Below are 26,476 nucleotides of genomic sequence, written 5' to 3'. Positions count from 1 at the left end.
TTATACGTCTAAGTTACGAGCAATTAGGGCGTTCTTTTCAATAAACGCTCGACGAGGTTCAACCTCATCACCCATTAGAGTTGTAAAGACTTGGTCTGCAGCAATCGCATCTTCAATCTTTACTTGCAAAAGCGTTCTTGAGCTTGCATCCATCGTGGTTTCCCACAACTGTGATGGATTCATCTCACCAAGACCTTTGTAGCGTTGACGACTTAATACGCGCTCTGCTTCAGACAGCAACCAAGCAAAGGCAGCCCTAAAGTCACCAATGGTTTGCTCTTTCTGGTTTTTGTCTGGGTCGCCGCGACGAACCTTGGATCCTGAAACAACCTTGCCAGACAAAACTGCAGCTGCATTTGCCAGACTCTGATAATCGTCGCCATGTACAAAGTCGGAGTTAATGGAAGACAACTTGAGGTTTCCATGAATGCGGCGGGACAGCAGTAAGCGGAAACGCTCTGTGCGGTCTTCTTTTTGCACAATAATTTCTGGTGCTACAGCCAATGGATTTAAGGAATCCGCAAGCGCTTGGCGCAAACGATCAGCAGACTCGTTTGCTGATTTTTCAGTATCCAGATTTAATGAAGTACCCGAAGCAATGGCACGCAAAGCATCTTCATCGATAGTGCGAGAAAGACGATCGACAATCGACTGAATCACTTGATAGTGTTTTGCCAACTCATTTAATGCATCGCCTTCAATAACTTCGCCAGATGGCGTTTGTAAAGAGGCGGTCTCAAGAGCAATCTTCAACAACAATTGATTTAGTTCGTTGTCATCTTTAATGTATTGCTCGCTCTTACCAAACTTCACTTTGTAAAGTGGTGGTTGAGCAATATAAATGTGGCCGCGCTCAATTAACTCAGGCATCTGTCTATAGAAGAAAGTTAACAAAAGCGTGCGAATATGGCTTCCGTCAACGTCCGCGTCGGTCATGATGATGATGCGGTGATAACGGAGTTTGTCTGCTTTGTATTCCTCAATGCCAATACCCGTACCAAGAACGGTAATTAAGGTAACTACCTCTTGGCTTGCAAGCATTTTGTCAAAGCGAGCTTTTTCAACGTTAAGGATTTTGCCTTTTAAGGGAAGAATTGCTTGGAAGCGACGATCACGCCCCTGCTTAGCAGATCCACCCGCAGAATCACCCTCAACAATAAATAATTCAGACTTTGATGGGTCTTTTTCTTGGCAATCAGCCAACTTTCCAGGTAAACCCAATCCATCTAGTGCACCCTTGCGACGGGTCATGTCTCGTGCTTTGCGCGCCGCCTCACGAGCACGGGCTGCATCAACAATCTTGCCGCACAAAATCTTTGCGTCTGCTGGGCGCTCTTGCAAATAAGCACTTAAAGCCTCAGCAACGATCTCTTCTACCGGTCCACGAACCTCGCTTGAAACCAATTTATCTTTGGTTTGGCTGGAAAATTTTGGTTCTGGAACTTTAACTGATAAAACGCAAGCCAAACCTTCGCGCATATCGTCACCAGAAATTTCTACTTTTGCTTTCTTAGCAACTTCGTTTTCATCAATATATTTATTAATGACACGAGTCATTGCTGCGCGCAAACCAGTTAAATGGGTTCCGCCATCGCGTTGCGGAATGTTGTTAGTAAAACAAAGCACTTGTTCACTAAAGCTGTCATTCCACTGCATTGAGACTTCAGCAGTAATTTGCCCACCGAGATCAGAAGGACGAACACCTTCTGCGTAAAAAATGTTTGGATGTAAAACGTTTTTAGTTTGATTGATGTACTCAACAAACCCTTTAACACCACCAGAGAAGGCGAAGTCTTCTTCTTGACCTGTGCGCTGATCAATCAACTTGATGTGAACGCCATTATTTAAAAAGGAAAGCTCACGAATGCGCTTCACCAAAATTTCATAATGGAATTCTACGTTTCCAAAAATTGTCTCATCAGCTAAGAAATGAACTTCAGTTCCAGAAAGTTCTGTATCACCTGTAACAGTGATTGGGGATACTAAAACACCATTTTCATCTACAACATTACGGTTTTGAATAACACCGCGCGCAAATTCCATGTAATGCGCTTTGCCATCACGACGGATAGTTAACTTTAACCATTTGGATAGTGCGTTTACACAACTAACACCTACGCCATGTAGACCACCAGAAACTTTATAGCTGTTTTGGTCGAACTTACCGCCAGCGTGTAGTTCAGTCATAACGATTTCAGCAGCACTTCGCTTAGGCTCATGCTTATCGTCGTATTTAATGCCTGTAGGAACACCGCGCCCGTTATCAACAATAGAAATTGAGTTATCAGTTTGGATAACTACAGTAATTTCAGAGCAATACCCTGCTAATGCCTCGTCAATTGAGTTATCCAACACCTCAAAAACAAGATGGTGTAAACCGGTTCCATCAGAAGTATCTCCAATGTACATACCAGGACGTTTACGAACAGCCTCAAGACCCTCTAGGATTTGAATCGATGCAGCGCCGTACTGCTCTACTACTTTTTTTTCTTCAGTCATTTTTTTCTAAGTTAAATACGCATTGGCATCACAACATACTTAAAGCTCTCTGAGCCAGGCAGAGTAACTACAGCACTACTATTCGCATCACCCAAACTAATTTGAATCTTTTCGTTCTTGAGGTTTGATAAAACATCAAGTAAGTAACTCACGTTAAACCCAATCTCCACCGCATCACCTGAGTACTCAGTCTCAATCTCTTCTTGCGCTTCTTCTTGCTCGGCGTTGGTTGATTGAATTGTGATGCGATTAGGAGATAAAGAGAACCGAACACCCTTGAATTTATCGGTGGTCAAAATGGCAGCACGTTGAAGGGCAGATTGCAATGCATCTCTACCAACCACTAATGAGTTTTTTTGACCTTTAGGAATCACTCTTTGGAAATCTGGGAATTTACCTTCAACCAGTTTTGAGATTAATTCAATATCACCAAAGGAGAATTTCACCTGGTTTGCAGTCAAACTAATCTCAAGAGGCTCTTCAGAGTCTTCTAATAAATGCTGACACTCCAAAATAGTTTTGCGTGGAATGATGATTTCCTGCTTCTGACCTGAGCCGGATGGCGCTTCAGCCAACTCAACCTGTGAATACGCAAGACGATGGCCGTCTGTTGCAACAGCAACAACATCCTTACCCTCAATCACCAACAACATACCGTTCAAGTAGTAACGAATATCTTGCTGCGCCATTGAAAAATGCACCTGGCTAATTAATTGACGGAAACTTTTCTGAGACATCTTCCATGCAGCAGTAACTTCACCAACGCTCTGCATTACAGGAAACTCAGTTGCAGATAGTGTTTGCAAAGAAAAGCGGCTCTTACCACTCTGAACAACCATCTTGTTATCTTTAAGATTTAAAGAAACCGGCCCCTCAGGCAAGGCGCGCAAAATATCCAATAATTTTCTTGCAGCAACAGTGGTTGTTACGTCTTCAGAACCAACGCCAAAATTGGCATTAGTTGTAATTTGTATTTCAATATCAGTAGAGATAAAAGAAACTTTTTCACCTACTTTTTTAAACAGTAGGTTTGCCAAAATTGGCAGTGTATGTCTGCGTTCAACAATTCCACTAACAACCTGAAGAGGTTTTAGTAAGTTATCGCGTGAAGTGTTAACGAGTTGCATTGCTTTTAAATCCTTGTATATATCTTAGTAGTAATAGTAATAAGGGTTTGAAATTCCGTGGATAAGTCAAAAACACCCTATAAAACAACACCTTAAACGCTAAAAAACCTGTGGAAAACTTTTGTATAAGCACTGCATAAAACGGGGATAACTTTTTATCAACACCCTATTTTTGCATGAAGCTGAGACTTTCCACAATTTATCCACATGTAATCCCCAAACTTATCCCTGGGGTTCTCCACAACCTTATCCACAGCCCAGAATTAAGCTTTCAAGGTTTGTTCAATAACGTGAATTTCATGATTCAGCTGACTGTCGTGCGAACGCTCGTCTGCAATCTTGCGAACCGCATGTAAAACCGTTGTGTGATCCCTACCACCGAATAACTCCCCAATCTCTGGAAGACTTTTTTGTGTCAACTCTTTAGCCATAAACATCGCGATTTGGCGGGGTCTGGCTATGTTTGCTGGGCGCTTCTTTGAATACATATCCGCAACCTTAATACTATAAAAATCAGCAACGGATTTTTGGATGTTTTCCACAGAAATTTGTCGATTTTGAATTGACAGCAAGTCCTTCAGCGCCGTTCTAGCAACCTCAATAGTTACCTCTTTGCCATGAAAGCGTACAAAAGCCAAAATCTTTCTTAAAGCCCCCTCAAGCTCTCTAACGTTTGAGCGAAGGTGTTTTGCCACAAAGAAAGCGACATCCTCACTCATGGGGATACCCTCATTAATTGCCTTCTTCATCAAAATAGCAACCCGCATTTCAAGCTCTGGGGGCTCAATTGCAACAGTTAAGCCTGAATCAAAGCGGGATATAAGTCGATCATCGATACCCGCCATTTCTTTGGGGTAGGTATCACTAGTAATAATGACTTGGGATTTATTACTTAGCAGAGCCTCAAAAGCATAGAAAAACTCTTCCTGAGTCCTGGACTTCCCACTAAAAAACTGAATATCGTCAATTAACAGAAGGTCTAAGGAGTGATAGTAGCGCTTAAAGCGGTCAAAAGCCTTTTGTTGGTAGGCGCGCACCACGTCCGAAACATATTGTTCTGCATGGATGTAGCGGATTCTGGCGTTGGGCTTCTCTTTAAGAAGATGGTTCCCGATTGCGTGGATCAAATGTGTTTTACCTAGACCCACACCACCGTATAAAAACATGGGGTTATACGAGGTGCCTGGATTGTGGGCAACTTGAATTGACGCAGCTCGTGCCAACTGGTTTGCTTTACCAGTCACAAATGTTTCGAATGTGAGATTTGGGTTTAGTTTTGAGTGGTCCTCAATCTCAAAACCCCCTTCTTCGACAGAAATAACAGGCTCTACAGCTTCTGGAGCATCCGCTTTTTGTTGTACTTCTTCAGGCGCAATCGTTTTATTGCTCTCTGGATTTGCCTCGGTCGCCAATGTAAATCCTACATTTATAGGGCGACCAAAGTACTGAGATGCCAACTCTTGAAAGCGGTCGGCAAAAGTTTTCTTGATCCAATCTAACTTAAAGCGGTTTGGCGCACCTATTGTTAGTGAGTCATCACTTTCAACGAAGGATAATAAAGTTAGGGGCTGAATCCATGTTTTAAACTGTTGGGGCGACAGTTCGCGAGATAAAATGCCAATGGCATCATCCCAAAATCCCAGTGGGCTGATTGAATTCAAGGCGGGGGGATTGTGTAAGTTGCTCATATTTTTGGAGGATCCATTGTAGCGATCCCCCAAAGTTATCCACAAGCTACAAAAACGTGGAAAACCTGTGGATAACTTGTGAATAATAGAAAATTCTCTATTTAAATTAATGATTTAAGAGAAATTTAGCCAAAAATAGAGAAAAACACCTACATATTCATCAAGATAGATTGACCTTTTGCTCTGCAACAAGGAAAATACTTGGTTTTCCAGGGATCGATCATGAAAAGAACTTACCAACCCTCAGTAACACGTCGCAAGCGCACTCACGGCTTTCGCATTCGTATGAAAACCAAAAGCGGACGCGCAGTTTTAAATGCACGCCGTGCAAAAGGCCGCAAGCGTTTGGCTGTTTAATTTAGCCATTGAATAGCGCTAGGATTTCTGAATTACTAAAAATACGTCCCCAGACAAGTTTGTACTGGGGTGTATATGCTGCATCCACCCAAGAGGGCGCTAAGCCTGACTTGGGGGTTGCTGTAGCAAAGAAGTTAGCCAAAAGAGCGGTTGACCGAAATCGCCTCAAGAGAATGATTCGCGAATTGGTTTGGGCGGCTCAAGCCAACACCTTAAATAAAGATGTTGTAGTTAAGCTCAAAAAACCAATTGGTCGCGAAACACGAGGCAGGCTTAGAAAAAAAGAAAAAGAAATTCTGCGCTCTCAAATTTCAGGGTTAATTTAAGGTGCGTGTTTTAAACCACGTGGCAATAAAGTTGGTAAAAATTTATCAACTAACATTGAGCCCATATGTGGGAATGCACTGCAAATACGTACCCAGTTGTTCGCAATATGCTTGTGACTGCTTTAGTCATTATGGATTTTTAAAAAGCCTTGGATTAACGGTGTGGCGTATCTTGCGCTGCAACCCATGGTCACACGGCGGCTATGATCCTGCTTTAAAAGATACAAAAACATCAACTTAAGTGAATGTAAATGGACTTTAAAAAAACAATTCTTTGGGCTGTATTCTCGATGTCGGGTCTTATGCTCTACAACAATTGGCAGGTTCATGAAGGCAAGCCATCTTTGTTTGGTGGCGCTCCAGCAAGTGCTCCAGCAGCTGCCGATAAAACAGCTACCACCAACAAGGTTGATGTTCCTACACAAATCTCAGGATCACCAGCCGTTGCTGCAACCCCTGTCGTAAGTGGAGGTGCGATTGAAGGCGCAGAAAAATTCACACTACAGAACGATGTTTTAGTGTTGGAGATCAGCGCAAGCGGCGCAAACGTTATTGATGCAAAGCTATTGAAATCTTTAACCGCAGAAAATAAGCCGGTTGAGCTGTTCCAATACACGCCGACACATAAATACTTTGCTCGTTCAGGATTAATTTCCCTTGGAAATAACGATCTGCCAAACCATACAAGTACATTTAAGTTGGCTCAATCCGGCAAAGATGGCTCAGGTAGACCGTTTGCTGTTTTTGTTAGTGAACGCAATGGCGTTAAGTTGGAAAAAACATTCATTCTTAATCCAGGCAGCTATGTTGTGGATGTTGGGCATCGAGTTACCCAATCATCAAACAACCCAAACCCACTTGTTCTATACACAGAGATTGTGCGCGACGCATCCCAAGAACAAAAAATCGGCCCCTTCGATGGCGCCTTTTCTGCTAGCACCTTTACTGGGCCAGCTGCTTACACCGACAAAGAAAAGTTTAATAAGCTTGAGTTCACGGCAATTGATAAAAACAAAATCACTATCCCTACCCAAGTAGCGGCTGGTGAGCCAGCTTGGATTGCAATGGTCCAGCATTATTTCGCAAGCGCATGGATCCCGGGCGATAAAGTTGCACGCGATATTTACGCCGGCAGAATTGACAACGGCCTCTATCGAATTGGTATGCAAACCCCCCTCGGCGTGGTTGCCTCAGGATCTTCTGTTGTAGAAAAAGCCAAGTTATTTGTTGGCCCACAAGAGGAGCGTGTTTTAGAAACTATCGCCCCAGGGTTTGAGTTGCTAAAAGACTATGGCTACTTAACCATTTTGGCCAAACCAATTTTTTGGCTGCTAGACAACATCCACTCTTATGTTGGCAACTGGGGTTGGTCAATCATTCTTTTGACCATCTTAATTAAGTTGGTGTTCTTCCCGCTTTCTGCAGCAAGCTATAAATCAATGGCGCGCATGAAGGAAGTGCAACCCCGCTTGGTGGCCATGAAAGAGCAGTACAAAGGCGAGCCACAAAAACTCAATCAAGCCATGATGGAGATGTATCGAAAAGAAAAAATTAACCCGTTGGGAGGCTGTCTCCCTGTGGTTATTCAAATCCCAGTGTTTATTTCTTTGTATTGGGTTTTGTTGTCTTCGGTTGAGATGCGTGGGGCGCCATGGGTATTGTGGATTCATGACCTTTCAGTTCCTGACCCGTACTACATCCTTCCGGTAATTATGGCTGCTTCAATGTTCGTGCAAACCAAGTTGAACCCAACACCACCAGATCCAGTTCAGGCAAAAATCATGATGTACATGCCGATTGTTTTCTCGGTCATGTTCTTCTTCTTCCCTGCCGGATTGGTTTTATATTGGGTTGTAAACAATTTGTTATCAATTGCACAGCAGTGGCAAATTAACCAAATGTTTGGAAAAAAGCCCGCTAGGTAATTTGCGAGCCGCATAAAACTTTGTAATAAGTAGACAGCAATGATGACGAGAAAATTGCCTATCATTGCTGTCGCAACCGCACAGGGTAAGGCTGGCGTGGGCGTTGTTCGCATCAGCGGACAAAACCTACAGCCCATCGCAAACTCCCTCTTTCAAAAAAAACTTTCTCCACGTCAAGCCAATCTATTAACACTGTGTGACGAACACGGCGATGCTATTGATCAGCTTATTGCTATTTACTTTGCTGGACCAGCCTCATTCACAGGTGAAGATGTTTTAGAGCTTCAGTGTCATGGTGGGCCACAACTACTCGAGTTGGTAATAAAGCGCTGTTTAGAGTTGGGAAAAAACGAGGGGCTTGTTATCGCAGAGCCTGGCGAATTTACTTTGCGCGCCTATCTCAATAACAAGATCGATTTGACTCAAGCCGAGGCAATTGCAGATTTGATTGATGCGCAAAGTGAGGCGGCCGTGCGTGGAGCCGCGCGCTCCTTGCAAGGTGCTTTTTCTGATGACATTAACAATCTCATCGAGGAAATTACTCAGCTCAGAATTTTGGTTGAATCAACCCTGGATTTTCCAGAAGAGGAAATTGAGTTTTTGGAAAATGCCCAAGCGCGTCAACGCTTGGCGGCTGTAAAAGAAAGGTTGCAGGCTTTACGTGCTGGCGCTAAGCAGGGAAAAATCTTGCGAGATGGAATCCAGTTGGTTTTGGCTGGGGCTCCTAATGTTGGGAAAAGCTCCCTATTAAATCGTTTGGCTGGCGAAGAGGTGGCTATTGTTACCCCCATTGCTGGAACTACCCGCGATCGAGTAAAGGAAAGCATCACTATTGATGGCGTGCCAATGCACATTATTGACACCGCAGGCTTGAGGGAAACTTCCGACATAGTCGAGGCAAAGGGGATTGAGAGATCTTGGGATGCCATTCGTCATGCTGATATGGTGATTTTTTTGACCGACGCTCAGGCGGGCAATCAAGAAGATGAGCTAAAAGCCCAGATTTTGGAGGAATTACCCCCTAAATGCGCTGTACTCGAAGTCGTCAATAAGGCTGACTTGCTGCCCGACTCTCCAAAATTGCCGTCCGATCAGGCTTTATTGATTTCTGCCAAAACTGGAGTGGGAATAGATCAGCTCAAGCGGAAGATTTTGGAGATTGTGGGCTGGGATGGGCCTCAAGAGGGCACAATTTTGGCTCGCAGAAGACATTTAGACTACATAGAGCGAGCTGCAGAACATATTGAAAAATCAGAACAATTTGCCGCAAATGGCAACAATTCGCTGGAGTTGTTTGCAGAAGAGCTATCTTTAGCGCAAAAACACCTTGGCGAAATCACTGGCAAACTGCTCCCTGACGACCTTTTGGGCAAAATCTTCAGCCAATTTTGTATTGGCAAGTAAAGGGTTTGTGCGGTGTGGGGCTGAGGGTAAAAATTCACCCAAAATGATAAAATTGTCGGATTAAAAAATTCAATCTTCATAGGGAAACATATGACTTCAACTACCAGCGGCCAAATCAATGTGAATGCGCCAGCTTACGTAAAAAACAAGCGTTTAATTGAGTGGGTTGGCGAAGTTGCCGCTCTGACCAAGCCTGACGCGATTCGTTGGTGTGATGGCTCACAGGCTGAGTACGATGAGCTGTGCGAGTTGTTGGTTTCGGCTGGTGTATTTAAGCGTCTTAACCCTGCCAAACGTAAAAACTCCTTTTTAGCTTTGTCTGATCCTGAAGATGTGGCGCGTGTTGAAGACCGCACCTTTATTTGCTCTGCCAAGAAAGAAGATGCTGGTCCAACCAATAACTGGGTTGAGCCAAGCGAGATGCGTGCAACATTGAATCCATTGTTTGATGGCTGTATGCGTGGCAGAACAATGTATGTTGTGCCATTTTCAATGGGCCCAATCGGCTCACCAATTGCACACATTGGCGTTGAGTTATCTGACAGCCCTTACGTTGCAATCAATATGAAGTTGATGACCCGTATGGGCAAAGCAGTTATTGACCAGTTGGGTGCTGACGGCGAATTCGTTCCTTGTATTCATACGGTTGGCAAGCCTTTGGCTGCTGGCGAAAAAGATGTTGCATGGCCTAACAACAAGAACAAATATATTGTTCATTACCCAGAAACTCGTGAGATCTGGTCCTTTGGATCTGGCTACGGTGGCAATGCATTGTTAGGTAAAAAATGTTTTGCCTTGCGCATTGCGTCAAATATGGGCCGTGACCAAGGTTGGTTGGCTGAGCACATGTTGATCTTGGGCGTAACTTCACCCGAAGGTAAGAAATACCATATCGCAGCAGCATTCCCATCTGCTTGCGGCAAAACCAATTTCTCCATGATGATTCCTCCAGCAGGATTCGATGGTTGGAAAGTAACTACTATTGGTGACGATATTGCTTGGATCAAACCACGCAAAGATGCTGTCACTGGCAAAACCCGTTTATTTGCGATCAATCCTGAGTCTGGCTACTTTGGCGTAGCTCCTGGAACCAATCGCCAAACAAACCAAAACTGTATCGACTCATTGAACCAAGACGTGATTTTCACTAACGTTGGCTTGACCGATGATGGCGATGTTTGGTGGGAAGGTTTGACAGAAACCCCGCCAGCACATTTGATTGACTGGCAAGGTAAAGACTGGACTCCTGCTGATGGCGCTGCTGGTCGTAAAGCCGCACATCCAAACTCACGCTTCACTGTTGCTGCAACCAATAACCCAGCGGTTGATCCAAACTGGGATGATCCTGCAGGCGTTCCAATTGATGCTTTCTTGTTCGGCGGTCGCCGTTCAAACACTGTGCCTTTGGTTAGCGAAGCGCGTGATTGGGTTGAGGGTGTTTACATGGCTGCGACATTGGGCTCGGAAACTACCGCAGCGATTACAGGACAGATCGGCGTTGTGCGCCGTGACCCATTTGCAATGATTGCATTTGCTGGTTACAACATGAGCGACTACTTCCAACACTGGTTAAATATTGGTAAGAAGTTGGAAGCTGAAGGCGCTGTATTGCCGAAGATCTATTGTGTGAACTGGTTCCGCAAAGACGAAAATGGCAAGTTTGTATGGCCTGGCTTCGGCGAGAACATGCGCGTTCTTTCTTGGATTTTGAATCGCGCCGAAGGCAAAGCTAACGGCAAAGAAACACCGTTTGGCATTACTCCAGAGTACGCAGATATGCACTGGGGCGGCCTTGATTACTCAGCAGAGAAGTTCACTCAAGCCATCAATGTTGGAATTGATGACTGGAAGAATGAGCTTAAGCTTCATACAGAATTGTTCGAACACCTTGGCGATCGTTTGCCAAAAGAGTTGAAAGAAACTCGCTCTAAGATCGAACAACGTTTGAATGCTTAATGCTGACAACCCTTCAGTAATCACAAACGTTTTATATAGATTTATTAAATGACCAAACCCCAACACCATGAAATAGTGGTGATTGGGGCAGGCATTTGTGGGGCAACCATTGCAAGTGAGTTGCTCGAGCGCGGCAAAGCAGTTTGCATTATTGACGCCGCCGCATCTCCAGCGACTGCCTGTTCCAGCCATGCTTATGCCATTGCTCATCCCCATATTGGTAAAGGCTCTCCACGCCTATTGCGTCTAACGCGTATTGCATTTTTGCTAGCAGAAGCGCGCTGGAAAAATGTATGGCAGCAGCATGGAATATTTCAGCCGACCAAAAAAGACAAAGTATTTGATCGTGCACAAACGATGGAGCATCTTCACTACCTAGATCTTGATGTCGATATGGCAATCGCTATGGATGCTAAGGAAGCGCAGCGTGTTTGTGGAATTGAGCAAAGCGGTGTGTGGTTGCCGCGAGGTGCTGGTTTAAATTTATACGAAGCAAGCAAACAGCTTTTGAAGAATCACGAGCGGTTAACTTGCGTCTGGAATACACACATTACGCGCCTTGAAAAGGGTACCAAGGCTTGGCATTTGTTTGATGCACAAAATGAGATGGTCGTCTCAGCAGACAAGGTAGTTATTGCTTGCGCCATGGAGGCGAAGCCTTTAATGGGCAGCATTGATATTCGCTTACCTTTAAGGCCTGTACGTGGACAACTCAGCATTTTCTCGGTTCAAGAAGGAGATCCTTGGGCCGAAAGGTTGCCAAGTGTCGGAATTTCTGGCGATGGTTATTGTTTGCCTGCGACTCGTTTAGAGGACGGCAGTTATCAATGGATCGTGGGCTCGAGCTTTGATGAGGGCGAAGACGATCTGGTGCCAAGAGATGAAAGCGATGATTTCAATCGCGAACAAGCTAAGGGCCTGATAGCCTATGAAGAGGGGGATACGCGCTCGTTAGTGAAGGCCGGTGAATTTGTTGGCGTTCGTTGTGTTGCTGGCGATCGCTTGCCCATCATCGGCGCCCTCACTCAGCGCCCAGGGATATTTCTGGCTACCGCCTTGGGGTCACGTGGAATTTTGTGGTCCGCTCTAGCGGCCAAGCTTATTACCGCTCAGCTACTAGAGGATGACTTTGCTTTGCTAGCGCGCTTAGGTTTTGCAGCTGATTTAGTTGCTGCACTTGCGCCTGCCCGTTTCTTCGCAGGGGCTTTAGCAGCACCCTCTGCTTTGGGAGCTTTGGCCTCAAATTCAAAACCAATTTTGCCTGCTGAATCTAAGGCTAAATAGGCCTTAAACCCACGACCAGTACGGTTCGACTTAAAGTTGGTCAGAAGATCGGTTTTGCCTTCTTTCAATAACTTTTGAACTTGTTCTGCCGATACTTCTTGTTGTAAAACAACCTTGCCGGTTTTGAAGTCACACGTTTTGCTTGGGCCCGTATTGTTTTCACAAACGTAGCGCATGCCATCTTCATAAACAGCACCAGAACACTTAGGACAAACTCCTAGAGCTTGACGACCTGTGAAATCAACCGCTTCAGTTTCGTCATCTTGTGTATTACCAAAATCAAACTCGAGTTTGAAACCAGCATTTGGATAGTCTTTGTCATCCTCTGGAATTTCACTCAACTTGATAATTGCTGCAAATGGCCTTCCCATTTTGCTGCGGAATCCTTGTAGAGGGCCAATCGTTTTTTCACGTAGCAACTCTTCAACTTCAGGGTATTCAAATGCACGTCCACCCGGTGTTTTGCTGATAGTAAAGCCACACTTTTCGCAAGCAAAACGACGGTAGTTTTCTTTCACCGGACCCTTACAGTGCGGGCATGGCGTGGTCATAGTGGCATAGTCGCCAGGGATAGTATCGCTATCGTATTCTTTGGCGCGCTTCACAATGCGCTGGGTCATCTGCGCGATCTCTTGCATGAAAGTATCGCGATTCATCTTGCCTTGCTCGATGAGAGAAAGTTTGTTCTCCCAGCTACCAGTTAAATCGGGGCGCGTTAACTCTTCAACATCTAAGCCGCGCAATAAAGTCATCAGCTGGAACGCTTTTGCTGTTGGTATTAGCTCACGTGCTTCGCGCACGATATACTTTTCTGCTAGCAGACCTTCAATAATTGCCGCGCGTGTTGCAGGAGTGCCTAAGCCTTTTTCGGCCATAGCTTCACGCATCTCATCATCATCTACCCACTTACCAGCGCTTTCCATTGCGGAGAGCAATGTTGCTTCTGTATAGCGTGCTGGTGGCTTTGTTTTTAATGGCACAGCAGCAATAGTTTCTGTTTGGACTGATTCGCCCTCTTGGACTGGAACGAGCTCATCATCCGCCTGATTGGATTTACCGTAGACCGTTAGCCAGCCTGGGTTTACAAGCACACGCCCCTCGGTTTTAAAGTGGTGTCCTGAAGCCTCTGTAATACGAGTAGTAACGCGGAATTCCGCAGCAGGATAAAACACCGCCAAGAAACGACGTACTACCAAATCGTAGAGCTTTGCCTCGGGCTCGCTCAAACTCTTTGGCGTTTCTAGAGTTGGAATGATCGCAAAGTGATCGGAAATTTTGGAGTTATCGAAAATACGCTTGTTCGGTTTAATCCATCCGTAGCCTGCCTTGGCTTTTGGATCCTTAGGATCGCCTTGCAGAATTTGTTTGGCAAATGCACGATAGTCTTGCGAATTCTCAGAAAGATTTTCCATGGTTTGCTTAACTGTATCGAGATAATCTTCTGGCAGTGCTTTTGCATCAGTACGCGGATACGTTAATACTTTGTGACGCTCATATAAAGCTTGTGCAAGACCTAATGTATTTTTTGCGGAGAAGCCAAAGCGTGCATTCGCTTCGCGTTGCAAACTAGTTAAGTCGAATAGTTGAGGAGCAAGCTGTGTGGCTGGCTTGGCCTCTTCGGTTACGTTTGCTTTTTTGTCGCGACATGCCGCTACGATGCTTTGTGCGGCCGCTTCGCTCCATAAGCGATTCTCGCGCGCATCTGGTTCAGCAGCATCTTTTTTAAATTTCGGATCAAACCAACGACCCTCATAGACGCCTGCCGCAGCAATGAATTCTGCTTTTACTTCCCAGTAGTCTTTAGAAATAAATTTACGAATGAGCTCTTCTCTCTCAACCACAATTGAGAGTGTTGGGGTTTGAACACGGCCGACCGTGGTTAAAAAGAAGCCACCACTCTTGCTATTAAACGCAGTCATGGCGCGAGTGCCATTGATACCAACTAACCAATCTGCTTCAGAGCGGCAACGCGCTGCATCTGCAAGGGGCTGCATATCTTCATCGGTTCGTAAGTTGGCAAAGCCATCACGAATTGCTGCTGGTGTCATCGACTGCAGCCACAAGCGTTTAATAGATTGCGATGCTTTTGCATGTTGCGCAATCAAACGGAAAATCAGCTCGCCTTCACGCCCCGCGTCGCATGCATTAATCAGCGCGGTGACATCTTTACGCTTAATAAGCTTTTGTAAAACTTTTAAGCGTGACTCTGTTTTGGCAATCGGACGCAAATCAAAATATGGAGGCACCACTGGCAGGTTGGCAAAAGACCACTTGCCACGTTTTACGTCAAATTCTTCGGGAGCGGCGATTTCTAATAAATGGCCCACTGCAGAAGAAATCAGAAATTCATCGCTTTCAAAATAATCTTCATATTTTGTAAAGCCACCTAGGGCCTTAGCAATGTCATTGGCAACAGAGGGCTTCTCCGCAATGATGAGTGCCTTTGGGTTATCCCCGGCGGTAGTCTTAGAGCTGCTTTTTTTGGTAGTTGCTTTAGTCGCCACGCGTTTTGCCTAAATTTGAGCTAAAAATGATGTTTTATTGGGTAAAACGGAGGGTCGATTAATGCCTAAATAGGACCCAGCCAATTACATACCCCTTTTTTATTATTAACCGATAAATTAAGAAAAGTCCAAAAACCCCAATTTTTTGCCTATTTTGGACGCAACAGATTGCCTATTTTTATAGCAAAACCTTGCTTTAAAGCAATTTAAATGAGGTTTTTGAGGAAAAATCGAGCTCCTCAAGTATGTCACTCGTCCTAAAGGCCAGTTTTGCACCTTGCTGAATCAGCAGGTGACAACCTATTGAATTGGGGTTGCTTATAGGGCCAGGAAGGGCGAAAACCTCTCTTCCCAGCTCTGCAGCCAAGCGCGCCGTAATGAGAGAGCCCGACCTTTTTGCCGCCTCTATGACTACAACGCCAAGCGATAGGGCTGCAATGATGCGATTTCGCCTGGGAAAGTGCCATGCCTTTGGGCCTGTCCCCATGGGCAACTCAGATATCAGTAGCCCTTGTCGTCCAATGGCCCTAGAGAGGCTGATGTTTTGACGGGGATAAACAAGGTCTAGGCCGGTGCCCAGTATGGCGGCGGTAAAGTGCCCCGGCCCAAGCTCAATAACCGCATGGTGGGCCGCACTATCAATGCCCATTGCCATCCCAGAAACAATGAGCGCCCCCGCCTTGGCTAAACCCTGTGCAAGGTGGCGAGCATTTTTCAAACCTTCTGGGCTGGCGTTTCTTGAGCCGACGATGGCAATCATGGGCTTCTTTAAAAGACCGGCATCCCCATATATATAGAGCGAGTCTGGAGGGTCGTATAAATCGTGAAGACGGCGAGGGTAGTCGGCGCTTTTACGATCGATGCGGATGGCGCTAGTCGTTACAGGCGTTAATTGCATAAATCAATTTTGTGCCATAGGGGAATTAGAACAATCAGGACAGACTGATAGCTCTGTTGGATAATTCTTATATGGCTTTGTTAAACGTCCTTTGTTATCCAGATCCCCGCCTGCATAAGGTTGCAAAACCAGTTGCACAGGTTGATGCTCGCATTAAAAAAATTGTCGCTGATATGGCGGACACTATGTATGAGGCTCCTGGTGTTGGCTTGGCGGCAACCCAGGTAGACATACATGAGCGCATCGTAGTGATCGACGTATCTGATGAACAAAACGAGTTGATGGTTTTTATTAATCCGGAAATTGTTTGGGCAAGTGCTGAAACGAAATCTTGGCGCGAAGGTTGTTTGTCTGTCCCCGAGTTTTATGACGAGGTTGAAAGACCAGCAGAAATCCGCGTTAAGGCATTAGATGTTGACGGGAAAGAATTTGAAATAAACGCCGATGGTTTGTTGGCGGTTTGTTTGCAGCACGAGTTAGATCACTTGCAGGGAAAAGTATTTGTTGAATATTTATCAATCCTCAAGCGAACTCGTATCTCACAAAAAATGAAGAAGCGCGCTAAAGAATTAGTAGGTCAGCGCTAAGCGCCCCAATGAAAATTGTCTTTGCTGGAACCCCAGAGTTTGCTGCGCAAGCCATGCGTGCAATCTATGCTGCTGGGCATGAAATTGTTTTGGCCCTCACTCAGCCTGACCGCCGTGCTGGCAGGGGCATGCATTTGCAAGCAAGCCCGGTTAAAGAGTTTGCTTTAGAAAACAATATTCCGGTATTGCAGCCAGAAACCCTAAGACGCACTAGTGCTGATCCACAAAAAAAAGCACAAGCTGACGAAGCCTATGAGCGTCTCTCCTCAACCGACTTTGATGCCATGGTTGTTGTTGCGTATGGCTTGATCTTGCCTCAAGAAATTTTGGATATTAGCGAACGCCCCGGAAGATTTGGCAGCTTTAATATTCACGCTTCCTTACTTCCACGTTGGCGTGGTGCTGCGCCAATTCAGCGGGCGATTGAGGCTGGAGATGCAAAGACTGGTGTTTGTATTATGCAAATGGATGCAGGTCTTGACACTGGCGATACCGTTTTAGTTTCCAGTCTTGATATTGCCCCTGATGAAACAAGCGCAAGCTTGCATGATCGATTGGCGCAGCTTGGCGCAGATTCGATTGTTAAAACTTTAGACACCTTGCAGCAAGGTAAAGATATGAACCGGGTGCCACAGCCAAACGAAGGCATTACTTATGCTGAAAAAATACTAAAGAGCGAAGCAGAAATTGATTGGTCCTTAAGCGCAAAAGAAATCGATCAACGCATTCGTGCTTTTAATCCTTTCCCTGGCGCTACTGGTCACATTAATGAGCTGGTAGTGAAGCTTTGGGATTCCAGAATTCCAGAGATGGGAGCGATAAGCTCAGCCGGCAGTGTTGGTGATGTGCTTGGGTTTAGTGGCGATGGCGTATATATTCAGTGTGGCCAAGGTGTCATCGAGGTGATGCACATGCAAAAACCCGGAGGCAAAAAAATAGATGCTAAAACCTGCTTACAGTCGATTAGTGTTGGTCAAAAACAGTTGCATTTTCTGTCAAAGGAGTAGAAATGTTTAATTTTGCAAAGACTGCTGTTTTGATGGCAGCCATTACTGCGTTATTTATTGTGGTTGGCGGCATGCTGGGCGGCGAGCAAGGCATGTTGATGGCTTTATTGATGGCTGTTGGCATGAATTTCTTCAGTTATTGGTTTTCTGACACCATGGTGTTGAAGATGACCAATGCACAACAGGTAGACGAAAGATCTGCGCCCCAGTTTTACGCATTGGTGAAAGAGCTGGCTGAGAAGGCGGGCCTGCCGATGCCTAAAGTATTTTTGATTAATGAAGATGCGCCAAATGCATTTGCAACGGGACGCAATCCAGAAAACGCTTCCGTTGCCGCAACAACCGGCATTCTAAAAATTCTCTCGAATCGTGAGCTGCGTGGCGTTATGGCACATGAGCTTGCACATGTTCGTCACAGAGATATTTTGATTTCAACAGTGGCTGCAACTATGGCAGGTGCAATTTCTGCATTAGCAAACTTTGCGATGTTTTTTGGCGGGCGCGATTCAGAGGGTAGGCCTAACAACCCAATAGCAAGTTTGATGGTGGCGATATTGGCGCCAATAGCGGCAAGCTTGATTCAGATGAGCATTTCACGCGCACGGGAATATGAGGCTGATCGCGGTGGTGCAGAAATTAGCTCTGATCCAGAAGCCCTTGCACATGCGCTAGAAAAAATTCATAACTATGCTCAAGGCATTCCATTTCAGGCTGTCGAGCAACATCCAGAAACTGCACAGATGATGATTCTCAATCCTCTTAGTGCTGGCGGCCTTGCGCAACTTTTCTCAACCCACCCTCCCACTGAAGAGCGGGTGGCACGCTTAATGCACATGGCTAAAAACGGGGTATACCCCGGAGCAAATTAATTTGACCGACCAAAAAACACCACGCAGTCTCCCGCTTTCAGAAGCAATCACTATTGCAGCACAAGCAATCAGCGAGGTAATGAGCGGAAGATCGCTTACAGAGGTCTTAGATCAGCTTGAGCCGCATGAGCGACCAATCGTGCAAAGCCTCAGTTTTGATGCGCTACGAAAGTGGGTCCGTTCGCATGAGTTAATCAAGCAATTTATTCCAAAGACTCCGCCGCCTGAAACAGATCACTTGCTAAGCGTGGCAATCGCTTTGTTTTTGCAAGATGCAACAGAAGGCAAAGGTTATCCAGCGCACACCATTGTTGATCAGGCTGTGAAGGCATGCGGCGAATATGACAAGACCATGTATGCCAAGGGATTGGTGAATGCGGTCTTACGTAAGGTCAGCCTCTTAGTGCAGCCGCCCGAAGGGGAGAAGCGTTACCCACCTGACCCCATTCCAATGTATGTGCCAGCATGGTGGCGCGCAAACTTAAAGCGCAATTACTCTAAACAGTGGCAAGCCATTTTGTTTCAGCAGGCTAAGCGCGCACCATTAATTTTGCGCGTTAATCAACGGCAATATACACGCGAGCAATATCAATCATTATTGTCTGATGCCGGCATCGCATCAACACCAATTAATGAGGTAGCTGGCATTGCTTTGCCTTGTGCGCTTTTAATTCCAGAAGCTGTACCTGTTTCTGATTTGCCAGGTTTTTATAGTGGCGCTGTATCAGTCCAAGATGCGGGAGCTCAGCTTGCTGCGATTTTGTTAAATCCTCAAGATGGCGAGTTAGTGTTAGATGCTTGCGCAGCTCCCGGTGGCAAAACAGCGCATCTATTAGAACTTGCTGATTGCTCAATGCGGGCCTTGGAGTTGGATGGTGAGCGGATTGGAAAAATTGGCGGTAATTTAGATCGCCTTCGCCTGCATTCCGACAAGGTAAGAGTGCTTCGTGGCGATGCCTCTAAAGCCGCATGGTGGGACGGCATTCTTTTTGACAAAATTTTGCTCGATGCGCCCTGCTCTGCTTCGGGGATTGTGTCTCGTCACCCAGACATACCGTTTTTAAGGCGTGAGGCTGATGTAAGAGCCCTGCAAGAAAGGCAGCGTGGCATTCTGAATCAGGCGTGGCAGATGCTCAAACCAGGGGGCACCCTCCTATATGTCACATGTTCAATATTTTTTGAAGAGGGTGAGGATCAGGCCAATTGGTTTGCTGAGCAGCACCCCGATGCGGTACGATTGAGCGCTCCAGGCCAGCTTTTGCCTGGTGAGCTAAACGACAGTTTTTACTATGCTTTGTTTAAGAAAAATGGGCCATGAGCCAAAGAATTAAACAATTCCTATTTTTGTTCTTAATGGTGTTGGGAATTTTCTCAACCACCGTGAGTGCAGAAGGTATCAAGATCAAATCCTTTGAGTTGGAGAGGTCTGATAACGACTGGCTTTTGAGCGCTACGTTTCAGATTGAATTATCTCCGGGCCTAGAAGACGCGGTACAAAAAGGTGTTGTGCTGTATTTTCAGACTGAGTTTGATTTAACGAGATCGCGCTGGTATTGGTTTGATGAAAAGCCAGCTCTTGTACAAAGACAAACCCGTTTGTCATATCAGCCCTTAACGCAGCAGTACCGCATTGCTTCCGAGGGATTTACTTTCTCAGCTAAATCGATGTCTGAGGCGCTACAAGCAGTGGGCAGTATTGGTGGATGGCGTGTAATGGAGAATTCACAACTAGATCCAGGTAAATCCTATACGGCTAGTATGCGCATGAACCTAGACCTTAGTAAGCTGCCAAAACCTTTTCAGGTCAACGCGCTAAACAACCGTGATTGGAATGTTTCTAGCGATTGGTATCGCTTTCCATTCTCTTCAAATGGCCCCAACCTGATTAAACGATGAGATCTATAGCGTCCTTGCTGGACTCAGGCTTTTTTACATCAAAAGCATTGGGTAAAAAAGTCGTACCAATCACGATTGGTTTGATTGGCGTATTCGCTTTATTGCTTTTGGTTCTATTGGCAATAGCCTCATCCAACACCGAGTTTTTTGATAACTACTTCATTTGGCTATATGCCGCAAATGTTGTTATTGGAATTTGTCTGACCTTGGTTATTTTGACCTTGGTGGGTGTGATTGCAGTGCGTTGGTATCGAGGTCACTTTGGCACGCGCTTGATTGCCAAGCTAGCGATGATTTTTGCTTTGGTTGGCATTGTTCCCGGTTTAATTTTGTACGGCGTTTCTTTGCAGTTCGTATCCCGCAGCATTGAAACCTGGTTTGATGTGAAGGTAGAGTCGGCATTGAATTCTGGCTTGGAGCTGGGGCGTGTGACTCTGCGTGTTGCTCAAGAAGAGATTTTGGGCGAAGGTAACTTTATTGCCGAGCAGATTGCTCTGGTTCCAGCGGGCGCATCTACGGAGCAAGTTGCGACTATGGTTATGAAGATTCGTAACCAATTTGGTATTCAGGAGGTGAGCCTCTTCAATATGCAACGTAATTTGATTCTTACTAGTGAGTTAAAGCCCAAAAAATACTTTCCTCCGCCTAGTGCAGATGTGGTTGCTGAAGCCTTTAAAAAGAAAGGGACCACCTTCTTAGATCAGATTGAAGTGGATGGCGGGCAGCGTGGCTATCGCATTAGAGCAATCGTTCCTGTAATACGAAAAAAATCGATTCATAGCAAATCAGATTCCAGTAAAGATGCGGATGATAAATATTTTTTACAGCTTGTGCGCTATATTCCTGCCCCATTGGCAAAAAACATTTTTGCGGTTGAGTCTGCCTATAGTGAGTATCAAGAAAAATCATTAGGGCGCACAGGTTTGCGGAAGATGTTCGTGGGAACTTTAACCCTCACGCTCTTTTTCGCGGTATTTGTTGCAATCACCTTGGCGCTCATGTTGGGTAGGCAGTTGGCCCGCCCACTCCTAATGTTATTGAGGGGTACGCAGGCGGTTGCCCAGGGTGACTTGTCGCCTAAGCCCGAGTTAGATACTGGCGATGAGCTAGGAATGCTTACGCGACAATTTAATGTCATGACAAGGCAGTTGGCAGATACTCGGACCTCTTTGCAAGAATCCAAGGCATTCTTGGAGCGCGTGCTGGGAAGCCTGACCGCAGGCGTATGTATTTTTGATAAAAACTACAACGTCGTTTCTAGCAATGCAGGGGCAGACCGAATTTTTGGTCAAGACCTTACTCAACTTGATGGAAAGCCCTTGAGTAGCAGCCTTGCTTTACAAGAGTTTGAGGGCGCCATTAAAGAGGGTTTTGCCACCATGAAGCTTGCCGTAGTTGGCGAGGGTGACGCAGGAAAAAATGCGGGCCAAACAAGCGCACCCGTATGGCAAAAACAAATTAAGCTGCACAGTACTAATGAGTTTGAAAATGAATTAGGCGTCACTTTATTTGTGCGCGGCACAGAATTGACCGGTGATTTGCGCATGGTAGTTTTTGATGACATTACCGACGTAGTGAGCGCACAAAGATCGATTGCCTGGAGCGAGGTAGCAAGACGCCTTGCCCATGAAATTAAAAATCCTCTTACGCCTATTCAGCTCTCCGCCGAAAGATTGCAACATAAGCTTGCTGGTAAGCTGAGCCCCGAGCAAGAAGAAATGATTAATCGCAGCACTGAAACCATTATTGGTCAGGTGCAAGCCATGAAAGAAATGGTGAATGATTTTAGGGATTTTGCTAAAACACCAACCCCTCAATTGAAGTCAGTTTCTATTAATACGCTTACTTCAGAAATTTTGGGCCTTTATGAAGGCAGCCCATTAAAAACGAAATTGGATCCAGCTTGCCCAAATATTATGGGTGACCCAACCCAACTGAGGCAGGTTATTCATAACTTACTCCAAAACGCTCAAGATGCTACTCTTGAGGGTCCAAATCCCACCAGTCCAGTAGAGGTGAAAACAGAGTTGGTGCCTTATGGTGAGCATAATGGCGTAGTCCAAAATGCGGTGCGCTTAACAATAAGTGATTGTGGAGTTGGATTTCCAGCTAAGATATTGGCAAGAGCCTTTGAGCCGTATGTAACAACTAAGAGCAAAGGCACTGGATTGGGTTTGGCAGTAGTGAAGAAGATTATTGATGATCACGCTGCGAAAATTGAAATTAGAAATCGTATGCAGGGCGATGAAGTAGTTGGTGCGCAGGTATCAATATTGTTTATGAATCTAGCAAAAGAGGCAGCCTAAGCATGGCTAGTATTTTGGTTGTTGATGACGAGATGGGAATTCGTGAGCTTCTCAATGAGATTCTGACGGATGAAGGTCATACTGTGTACGCTGCAGAAAGCGCAATACAAGCGCGCACTATTCGCGAACAAATGCGACCTGATTTAGTCCTGTTGGATATTTGGATGCCCGATACCGACGGTATTACTTTATTAAAAGAATGGTCTAACACTGGTCAGCTCACGATGCCCGTGGTCATGATGTCTGGCCACGCAACAATTGATACTGCCGTTGAAGCAACTCGAATTGGCGCCCTCAATTTTTTAGAAAAGCCGATTGCCCTACAAAAGCTTTTGAAGACGGTTAGCAAGGCTTTAGAGAGCTCTCCCAAATATGTTGAGCCTGAACAAGAGCGCGCTGTTCAGGCCAATACAAACGCAGTGGCAACGCCAAAGCAAGCTATTGTTGAATCAGCTCCAGCACCTGCCGAGGGTGAATACATCAGCGGAATAGCAAAAACGTACTTTGACCTGCCATTAAGAGAGGCTAGAGATCTCTTTGAAAAAGCGTATTTTGAGCATCAGATGCAAATCATGGGTGGCAGCATGACCAAGATTTCTGAGTACACGGGCCTCGAGCGTACCCACTTGTATCGCAAGCTCAAGGCGCTTGGAATAGATACCTCGCGGAATAAAGGCGAGAGCTAGACCCCCGTTAACCATGGGCATGAAGCCCATGAAATTAAGCAAATCCCCCAAATCAAGGGCGCTTAAAGCAAATTCGTTATAATTCCAAGTCTTGGCCTGGTAGCTCAGTCGGTAGAGCAGAGGATTGAAAATCCTTGTGTCGGTGGTTCGATTCCGCCCCGGGCCACCAAGAATCTATAAACCACCTTCGGGTGGTTTTTTCGTTTTCACTCTCCATTCACAGTATTCGACGCTTTTGGACTTTGCCTACCGCTAGATGATTTGCTCTAACTCTGCCTAACCGTGTCAACCATCCAGGGTGGTTGCTTGGCGTGTCGTTTAAAACGACAAATTAGATAATATGAGGCATATAACGATATTTGAAATTATTAGTGAATCCAATCAATCAAATTAATTTAAACAGCGCTCAACAGCTTTTATTAAAAAGGCTTATAGAGCATGAAGTTATCTTTCTTGTAATTGGTGGCCAAGCAGTTTGTTCTTATACAAGCCATCGTCAAACAAGAGACCTTGATATTCTTTTGTCAAAATCAAAAACTAATGTAGAAAAAGTTGTTAAAGCTTTCAGGCTTGAAACCGTTAAATCGTTCTCAGGCCTTCCATTGAGTCGCGAACTAACTAAGCCAAATAAGCTGATTCCCTATCCAAAAGTTGGTGTAGAAAAAGAGGCAGATTTATTGTCTTCAATAGAGGGTATTAATTTTGGAAAATGTTTCCAGAATTCAAAGAAGGCCATATTTAATGGAATGGAAGCAAGGGTACCATCTGTAAGTGATTTAATTGAAATGAAAAAGATATCTTCATTAACTAAAAACTTTAAAGCAAGAAAGCAAGATCAAGAAGATATTGACGAGCTTATGAAGTTAATAGCATCATGAAGCATATGACAAATAAAACTAATCTATCTGAGCTTTCCGACTTTGAAATCATAGAGCTTTATCCTTCCATCCTTAAGGAGTTAAAGGCGCGAGGAATAATTAGAACTAATAATCTTATAGGTGAGTTAGGCGAGTATTTGGCGGCCAATGCGTATCAGAAGAATCCTAAATTACCCAATCTCCAGCTTAATATTAAGAGCACGAAAAATATCGATGCCACTAGCAATAAGGGCGAGCGATACGCAATTAAGGCAACCTCAGGAAATGGAACGGGTGTATTTGCGAGCCTGCCAACTGAGGATGACGGCAAGGTCTATTTCGAATATCTAATTCTTGTTCGATTTAATAAAGATTACACACTTGATTCAATTTATGAGTTAACTTGGGAGCAATTCATTCAGTATCGTAAGATGAAGCCGCCTGAAAATAAATGGAATCTTCCAATTACTGAAGCAGTTAAGGCTGCCGCCAAAAAGATCGTTTAATTCTCAAATGATTGAATACAACCGCAACAATCTTATTGAGCATGTTCGTAATCAATTTAAGATTGATTGGCATGGCTTACATGGCGCCAACCACTGGGCTAGGGTATTTCATCATGGTAAGTACATTGCTCAAAGGCGTGAAGCTGATTTATTAGTTGTTGAGCTATTTGCTTTTCTACACGACAGCTGCCGCTTTGATGAGGGTAGAGATATAAAGCACGGTGAGCGTGGGGCAGAGTTTGCTTATGGAATGAATGGCAACTTATTTCATCTTAATGGCAATCAGTTGGACGACTTGTGCTTTGCTATACGACACCACTCGGGTGGTGATATTTCAACTAACGCAACCATCCAAACATGTTGGGATTCGGATAGGTTAGATTTGGGAAGGGTGGGCATTATTCCCTCCCCAAAATTCATTTCAGAAGTTGCCTCTGAAATGATTGATTACGCTTTTGATTTAAGTATTAAATAAAAGTTCTTTATCTTCTACCAATAGCTCGCTGTTAGGCGGTTCACCATCTTCTAGCGGACGTAGCTTATGCCTATCTGTAATGGCTACTGTTGAAAAGCCTTTCACCAAAGAGGTGCCTCGCCACATTTGGTTGAATTTCCTGCCGGTAATCGTTTTGATTTCGTACGCATCCTCACGACCATCATGCCTACCAAGATGCGCAACAACCTCAACAAGCATCCCAATGTTCTCCGGGCACCCGCCAATAATGATACAAAGTGTTCCCTTTTTAATTTTTGACATACTAGAACCCCCCTTCTAACTAAGTTATTGTGTATTTCAGGTTGATTTATGTATCAATGAATTACCGACTCTGCTGCCTCAGGCTTTCCTTGAGGATCTTTTTTTTGGTTTGTTACTAAAAACTCTTTAGTTTCTAGAGCAATTTTTAGATATTCATCCGTGGCAATCCTAAAGTTATCCGCCCCATCTTCTTTGCTAAAGATATAAGTGAGGCTATAGATTAAGTTGTCGCCATCTTCGCCATCAACAGTAACGGTATTAACGTCATCGTTATCTACGACACGCAGGCCTCTCGTGAATTCTGGTTTCTCCCCATCTACCCAGCTCATATCGAGCCTATCAATATCAAAGCGTAGGCTGCGAAATAGATTTGCCACAGTAAAACGTGCGCCACTCAAATATGTGTAATCTCTCATAACACCCCCAATCAATGAATTAGATTCTTTGATTAAATTATGGGCATTCACAAGCTCAAATAATGAGCTTGTGAATGGGGATTGCTAAAGAAGTCGTTTTAAACGACAAAGAGTAAAGAACGGTTCTTATTGCCCATAAAAACTAGTGATGTCGAAATAGAATTCTTTTGTAAATCGATAAGCCCTTGATTCCCTGTAGGCGTCAAGTTCGGGCATGAGCTCCACTTTCCCGCTATTTTTAATTTCTTCAAATCGCCTTGTTAATTCATCCCAAACTTCATCTGTAAAGCCGATAACATTGAAAATAAGTTTGTCATAGGCTTTTTCATCTTTAAAAAGTAACTCTTGGTTTTTAAGTTCCCATCTGATGCCAGAGTATTTTTCATTCGCTTGACGAAAAATAATCATTTCTTCATAAATGCGCTTTTCGACAAAAACATATTCAATGCTTACGCCATTAAATGGGATTGCTTTACTTACTGTGGAATCATTTTTATCAATAACGCAGGCACTTTCAAAGTCGTAGCCCCATCCACCGGTTATTGGCAAATCTAATTTAAAGTCCTCAAAAATAATTTGCCTTGGAGACTCCTTAGTTAAAAGCTGTGATGGTTCTCTCAT

Annotated in this window: 24 protein-coding genes, 1 tRNA gene and 1 pseudogene; 18 read left to right on the top strand and 8 right to left on the bottom strand. The window is 44.8% G+C overall.

The annotated features are described in order from the left end of the window. The 3 genes from gyrB to dnaA form a co-directional block, all read right to left on the bottom strand. Positions 1–2,499, bottom strand: coding sequence for a DNA topoisomerase (ATP-hydrolyzing) subunit B (gene gyrB, locus ICN10_RS04595; RefSeq protein ID WP_216213187.1), 2,499 nt, complete (start codon positions 2,497–2,499; stop codon positions 1–3). Positions 2,500–2,510: 11 nt separating this feature from the next. Then, complete coding sequence (gene dnaN, locus ICN10_RS04590) at positions 2,511–3,626, bottom strand: DNA polymerase III subunit beta (protein WP_216213184.1); 1,116 nt, start codon at positions 3,624–3,626, stop codon at positions 2,511–2,513. Positions 3,627–3,889: 263 nt separating this feature from the next. Beyond that, complete coding sequence (gene dnaA, locus ICN10_RS04585; RefSeq protein WP_255536807.1) at positions 3,890–5,314, bottom strand: chromosomal replication initiator protein DnaA; 1,425 nt, start codon at positions 5,312–5,314, stop codon at positions 3,890–3,892. A 222-nt stretch (positions 5,315–5,536) separates the two neighbouring features. On the opposite strand from dnaA, the gene rpmH reads away from it, so the two are divergent. The 7 genes and pseudogenes from rpmH to mnmC all read left to right on the top strand — a co-directional run. After that, complete coding sequence (gene rpmH / locus ICN10_RS04580) at positions 5,537–5,671, top strand: 50S ribosomal protein L34 (RefSeq protein WP_011903922.1); 135 nt, start codon at positions 5,537–5,539, stop codon at positions 5,669–5,671. A gap of 8 nt (positions 5,672–5,679) precedes the next feature. Beyond that, on the top strand, positions 5,680–5,997 hold the full coding sequence (gene rnpA, locus ICN10_RS04575; protein ID WP_255536806.1) for a ribonuclease P protein component: 318 nt from the start codon (positions 5,680–5,682) through the stop codon (positions 5,995–5,997). Position 5,998: 1 nt separating this feature from the next. After that, positions 5,999–6,238: a membrane protein insertion efficiency factor YidD gene (gene yidD, locus ICN10_RS04570; RefSeq protein WP_216213180.1), complete on the top strand. Its 240-nt coding sequence runs from the start codon at positions 5,999–6,001 to the stop codon at positions 6,236–6,238. 10 nt (positions 6,239–6,248) lie between these two features. After that, positions 6,249–7,922: a membrane protein insertase YidC gene (gene yidC, locus ICN10_RS04565; protein ID WP_216213178.1), complete on the top strand. Its 1,674-nt coding sequence runs from the start codon at positions 6,249–6,251 to the stop codon at positions 7,920–7,922. Between the two features lie 42 nt (positions 7,923–7,964). Continuing rightward, positions 7,965–9,326, top strand: coding sequence for a tRNA uridine-5-carboxymethylaminomethyl(34) synthesis GTPase MnmE (mnmE, locus tag ICN10_RS04560; RefSeq protein ID WP_216215166.1), 1,362 nt, complete (start codon positions 7,965–7,967; stop codon positions 9,324–9,326). 90 nt (positions 9,327–9,416) lie between these two features. Next, positions 9,417–11,282, top strand: a complete 1,866-nt coding sequence (locus tag ICN10_RS04555) for a phosphoenolpyruvate carboxykinase (GTP) (protein WP_216213176.1) — start codon at positions 9,417–9,419, stop codon at positions 11,280–11,282. A 48-nt stretch (positions 11,283–11,330) separates the two neighbouring features. After that, positions 11,331–12,422 (top strand): annotated as a pseudogene (mnmC, locus tag ICN10_RS10135) (FAD-dependent 5-carboxymethylaminomethyl-2-thiouridine(34) oxidoreductase MnmC); the annotation flags it as partial. Here mnmC and ICN10_RS04550 read toward each other — a convergent pair. Next, positions 12,392–15,070, bottom strand: coding sequence for a DNA topoisomerase III (locus ICN10_RS04550; protein ID WP_216213174.1), 2,679 nt, complete (start codon positions 15,068–15,070; stop codon positions 12,392–12,394). The pseudogene mnmC and the gene ICN10_RS04550 overlap by 31 nt on opposite strands. A gap of 196 nt (positions 15,071–15,266) precedes the next feature. Next, positions 15,267–15,968: a DNA-processing protein DprA gene (dprA, locus tag ICN10_RS04545; RefSeq protein ID WP_216213172.1), complete on the bottom strand. Its 702-nt coding sequence runs from the start codon at positions 15,966–15,968 to the stop codon at positions 15,267–15,269. A gap of 71 nt (positions 15,969–16,039) precedes the next feature. On the opposite strand from dprA, the gene def reads away from it, so the two are divergent. The 11 genes from def to ICN10_RS04490 all read left to right on the top strand — a co-directional run bounded on the left by def (position 16,040) and on the right by ICN10_RS04490 (position 25,157). Then, positions 16,040–16,555: a peptide deformylase gene (def, locus tag ICN10_RS04540; protein WP_216213170.1), complete on the top strand. Its 516-nt coding sequence runs from the start codon at positions 16,040–16,042 to the stop codon at positions 16,553–16,555. Positions 16,556–16,563: 8 nt separating this feature from the next. Further along, positions 16,564–17,562, top strand: a complete 999-nt coding sequence (fmt, locus tag ICN10_RS04535) for a methionyl-tRNA formyltransferase (RefSeq protein ID WP_216213169.1) — start codon at positions 16,564–16,566, stop codon at positions 17,560–17,562. A gap of 2 nt (positions 17,563–17,564) precedes the next feature. Beyond that, a complete protein-coding gene (gene htpX, locus ICN10_RS04530; RefSeq protein ID WP_216213166.1) occupies positions 17,565–18,431 on the top strand; it encodes a zinc metalloprotease HtpX in 867 nt (288 codons plus the stop codon). A gap of 1 nt (position 18,432) precedes the next feature. Next, positions 18,433–19,749 (top strand): 16S rRNA (cytosine(967)-C(5))-methyltransferase RsmB, encoded by a 1,317-nt coding sequence (rsmB, locus tag ICN10_RS04525; RefSeq protein ID WP_216213163.1) that lies wholly within the window; start codon positions 18,433–18,435, stop codon positions 19,747–19,749. Next, the gene (locus ICN10_RS04520) at positions 19,746–20,327 is read left to right on the top strand and encodes a DUF4390 domain-containing protein (protein ID WP_068320005.1); all 582 of its coding nucleotides are present in this window, start codon (positions 19,746–19,748) and stop codon (positions 20,325–20,327) included. Before rsmB ends, ICN10_RS04520 begins: the two co-directional genes overlap by 4 nt. Next, positions 20,324–22,633: an ATP-binding protein gene (locus ICN10_RS04515; RefSeq protein WP_216213160.1), complete on the top strand. Its 2,310-nt coding sequence runs from the start codon at positions 20,324–20,326 to the stop codon at positions 22,631–22,633. The genes ICN10_RS04520 and ICN10_RS04515 overlap by 4 nt, the downstream gene beginning before the upstream one ends. Before the next feature lie 2 nt (positions 22,634–22,635). After that, positions 22,636–23,319 carry a response regulator gene (locus ICN10_RS04510; RefSeq protein ID WP_216213158.1) on the top strand — a complete coding sequence of 228 codons (684 nt, stop codon included), beginning with the start codon at positions 22,636–22,638 and terminating at the stop codon, positions 23,317–23,319. Positions 23,320–23,412: 93 nt separating this feature from the next. Then, a tRNA-Phe gene (locus ICN10_RS04505) sits at positions 23,413–23,488 on the top strand. 202 nt (positions 23,489–23,690) lie between these two features. Then, complete coding sequence (locus tag ICN10_RS04500; protein WP_216213154.1) at positions 23,691–24,197, top strand: hypothetical protein; 507 nt, start codon at positions 23,691–23,693, stop codon at positions 24,195–24,197. Positions 24,198–24,202: 5 nt separating this feature from the next. Then, a complete protein-coding gene (locus tag ICN10_RS04495; protein WP_216213152.1) occupies positions 24,203–24,682 on the top strand; it encodes a hypothetical protein in 480 nt (159 codons plus the stop codon). Between the two features lie 7 nt (positions 24,683–24,689). Then, on the top strand, positions 24,690–25,157 hold the full coding sequence (locus ICN10_RS04490; RefSeq protein WP_216213149.1) for an HD domain-containing protein: 468 nt from the start codon (positions 24,690–24,692) through the stop codon (positions 25,155–25,157). On the opposite strand, the gene ICN10_RS04485 is transcribed toward ICN10_RS04490, so the two are convergent. The 3 genes from ICN10_RS04485 to ICN10_RS04475 all read right to left on the bottom strand — a co-directional run bounded on the left by ICN10_RS04485 (position 25,143) and on the right by ICN10_RS04475 (position 26,476). Then, a complete protein-coding gene (locus ICN10_RS04485; RefSeq protein WP_216213147.1) occupies positions 25,143–25,439 on the bottom strand; it encodes a hypothetical protein in 297 nt (98 codons plus the stop codon). The genes ICN10_RS04490 and ICN10_RS04485 overlap by 15 nt on opposite strands. A 53-nt stretch (positions 25,440–25,492) precedes the next feature. Beyond that, positions 25,493–25,855 (bottom strand): hypothetical protein, encoded by a 363-nt coding sequence (locus ICN10_RS04480; RefSeq protein ID WP_216213145.1) that lies wholly within the window; start codon positions 25,853–25,855, stop codon positions 25,493–25,495. Positions 25,856–25,981: 126 nt separating this feature from the next. Next, a complete protein-coding gene (locus ICN10_RS04475; RefSeq protein WP_216213142.1) occupies positions 25,982–26,476 on the bottom strand; it encodes a hypothetical protein in 495 nt (164 codons plus the stop codon).

Origin of the sequence: Polynucleobacter sp. 86C-FISCH, from assembly GCF_018882415.1 — a bacterium.
Lineage (GTDB): Bacteria > Pseudomonadota > Gammaproteobacteria > Burkholderiales > Burkholderiaceae > Polynucleobacter.
Note: the sequence above shows the minus strand (reverse complement) of the source record. Positions and strands in the feature narration are given on the sequence as shown.

Bases quoted from the DNA above. Each gene is read 5' to 3' on its own strand.
- rpmH (WP_011903922.1), top strand. From the start codon at position 5,537: ATGAAAAGAACTTACCAACCCTCAGTAACACGTCGCAAGCGCACTCAC.
- ICN10_RS04475 (WP_216213142.1), bottom strand. From the start codon at position 26,476: ATGAGAGAACCATCACAGCTTTTAACTAAGGAGTCTCCAAGGCAAATT.
- htpX (WP_216213166.1), top strand. From the start codon at position 17,565: ATGTTTAATTTTGCAAAGACTGCTGTTTTGATGGCAGCCATTACTGCG.
- yidC (WP_216213178.1), top strand. From the start codon at position 6,249: ATGGACTTTAAAAAAACAATTCTTTGGGCTGTATTCTCGATGTCGGGT.
- ICN10_RS04510 (WP_216213158.1), top strand. From the start codon at position 22,636: ATGGCTAGTATTTTGGTTGTTGATGACGAGATGGGAATTCGTGAGCTT.
- ICN10_RS04515 (WP_216213160.1), top strand. From the start codon at position 20,324: ATGAGATCTATAGCGTCCTTGCTGGACTCAGGCTTTTTTACATCAAAA.
- fmt (WP_216213169.1), top strand. From the start codon at position 16,564: ATGAAAATTGTCTTTGCTGGAACCCCAGAGTTTGCTGCGCAAGCCATG.
- gyrB (WP_216213187.1), bottom strand. From the start codon at position 2,499: ATGACTGAAGAAAAAAAAGTAGTAGAGCAGTACGGCGCTGCATCGATT.
- mnmE (WP_216215166.1), top strand. From the start codon at position 7,965: ATGACGAGAAAATTGCCTATCATTGCTGTCGCAACCGCACAGGGTAAG.
- dnaN (WP_216213184.1), bottom strand. From the start codon at position 3,626: ATGCAACTCGTTAACACTTCACGCGATAACTTACTAAAACCTCTTCAG.
- ICN10_RS04490 (WP_216213149.1), top strand. From the start codon at position 24,690: ATGATTGAATACAACCGCAACAATCTTATTGAGCATGTTCGTAATCAA.
- dnaA (WP_255536807.1), bottom strand. From the start codon at position 5,314: ATGAGCAACTTACACAATCCCCCCGCCTTGAATTCAATCAGCCCACTG.
- ICN10_RS04555 (WP_216213176.1), top strand. From the start codon at position 9,417: ATGACTTCAACTACCAGCGGCCAAATCAATGTGAATGCGCCAGCTTAC.
- ICN10_RS04485 (WP_216213147.1), bottom strand. From the start codon at position 25,439: ATGTCAAAAATTAAAAAGGGAACACTTTGTATCATTATTGGCGGGTGC.
- ICN10_RS04520 (WP_068320005.1), top strand. From the start codon at position 19,746: ATGAGCCAAAGAATTAAACAATTCCTATTTTTGTTCTTAATGGTGTTG.
- ICN10_RS04480 (WP_216213145.1), bottom strand. From the start codon at position 25,855: ATGAGAGATTACACATATTTGAGTGGCGCACGTTTTACTGTGGCAAAT.
- def (WP_216213170.1), top strand. From the start codon at position 16,040: ATGGCTTTGTTAAACGTCCTTTGTTATCCAGATCCCCGCCTGCATAAG.
- dprA (WP_216213172.1), bottom strand. From the start codon at position 15,968: ATGCAATTAACGCCTGTAACGACTAGCGCCATCCGCATCGATCGTAAA.
- ICN10_RS04495 (WP_216213152.1), top strand. From the start codon at position 24,203: ATGACAAATAAAACTAATCTATCTGAGCTTTCCGACTTTGAAATCATA.